This window comes from Providencia sp. PROV_01 (assembly GCF_053098325.1).
The window spans coordinates 177,147-179,085 of sequence record NZ_JBRFKD010000002.1 but is presented as its reverse complement, the minus strand read 5'-3'; the positions used below and the strand labels follow the sequence as shown (position 1 = coordinate 179,085).

The 1,939-nt window shown below is 52.3% G+C and carries 2 rRNA genes (1 of these 2 running past the window's edge); both read left to right on the top strand.

Going from position 1 to position 1,939, the window contains the following annotated elements:
- Window positions 1–1,677: ribosomal RNA gene (locus ACU696_RS01490) — 23S ribosomal RNA — on the top strand; it begins 1,380 nt to the left of the window's first position.
- Window positions 1,678–1,820: 143 nt separating this feature from the next.
- A 5S ribosomal RNA gene (gene rrf / locus ACU696_RS01485) occupies window positions 1,821–1,936 on the top strand.
- Window positions 1,937–1,939: the final 3 nt, after the last annotated feature.

The window sequence follows — 1,939 nt, the reverse complement described above, 5'->3', positions numbered from 1 at the left end:
ATGCTGGAGGTATCAGAAGTGCGAATGCTGACATAAGTAACGATAATGCGGGTGAAAAACCCGCACGCCGGAAGACCAAGGGTTCCTGTCCAACGTTAATCGGGGCAGGGTGAGTCGACCCCTAAGGCGAGGCAGAAATGCGTAGTCGATGGGAAACGGGTTAATATTCCCGTACTGGTGATAATTGCGATGGGGGGACGGAGAAGGCTAGGCTATCCGGGCGACGGTTGTCCCGGTTTAAGGATGTAGGCAGGTGAATTAGGCAAATCCGGTTCACTATATGCTGAGGTCCGACGACGAGTCACTACGGTGATGAAGTAGCTCATGCCCCGCTTCCAGGAAAAGCCTCTAAGCTCTAGATTATCATTAATCGTACCCCAAACCGACACAGGTGGTCAGGTAGAGAATACTCAGGCGCTTGAGAGAACTCGGGTGAAGGAACTAGGCAAAATGGTGCCGTAACTTCGGGAGAAGGCACGCTGGCGCTAGGTGAAGTCCCTCGCGGATGGAGCTGAAGCCAGTCGCAGATACCAGCTGGCTGCAACTGTTTATTAAAAACACAGCACTGTGCAAACACGAAAGTGGACGTATACGGTGTGACGCCTGCCCGGTGCTGGAAGGTTAATTGATGGGGTTATCCGTAAGGAGAAGCTCTTGATCGAAGCCCCAGTAAACGGCGGCCGTAACTATAACGGTCCTAAGGTAGCGAAATTCCTTGTCGGGTAAGTTCCGACCTGCACGAATGGCGTAATGATGGCCAGGCTGTCTCCACCCGAGACTCAGTGAAATTGAACTCGCTGTGAAGATGCAGTGTACCCGCGGCAAGACGGAAAGACCCCGTGAACCTTTACTATAGCTTGACACTGAACATTGAGCCTTGATGTGTAGGATAGGTGGGAGGCTTTGAAGTGTGGACGCCAGTCTGCATGGAGCCAACCTTGAAATACCACCCTTTAATGTTTGATGTTCTAACGTAGCCCCGTTATCCGGGGTGCGGACAGTGTCTGGTGGGTAGTTTGACTGGGGCGGTCTCCTCCCAAAGAGTAACGGAGGAGCACGAAGGTTGGCTAAGCATGGTCGGACATCATGCGGTTAGTGCAAAGGCATAAGCCAGCTTGACTGCGAGAGTGACGGCTCGAGCAGGTACGAAAGTAGGTCTTAGTGATCCGGTGGTTCTGAATGGAAGGGCCATCGCTCAACGGATAAAAGGTACTCCGGGGATAACAGGCTGATACCGCCCAAGAGTTCATATCGACGGCGGTGTTTGGCACCTCGATGTCGGCTCATCACATCCTGGGGCTGAAGTAGGTCCCAAGGGTACGGCTGTTCGCCGTTTAAAGTGGTACGCGAGCTGGGTTTAGAACGTCGTGAGACAGTTCGGTCCCTATCTGCCGTGGGCGTTGGAAGATTGAAAGGGGCTGCTCCTAGTACGAGAGGACCGGAGTGGACGCACCACTGGTGTTCGGGTTGTCATGCCAATGGCATTGCCCGGTAGCTAAGTGCGGAAGAGATAACCGCTGAAAGCATCTAAGCGGGAAACTTGCCTTGAGATGAGTCTTCCCTGACCCTTAAAGGGTCCTAAAGGAACGTTTAAGACTAAGACGTTGATAGGTTGGGTGTGTAAGCGTAGCGATACGTTGAGCTAACCAATACTAATGAACCGTGAGGCTTAACCTGACAACACCGAAGGTGTTTTAGAGAGATTATGTTGATTCAATAAGCGTGAGAAGCCGAGAGGTGAAGGACACAGCAGCTTGTTCGAGATTAATGTTCTGGTTTAGTGCACGAAAGTGAGATTAAACGGGAACACACAGAATTTGTCTGGCGGCAATAGCGCGGTGGTCCCACCTGACCCCATGCCGAACTCAGCAGTGAAACGCCGTAGCGCCGATGGTAGTGTGGGGTCTCCCCATGTGAGAGTAGGGAACTGCCAGACATT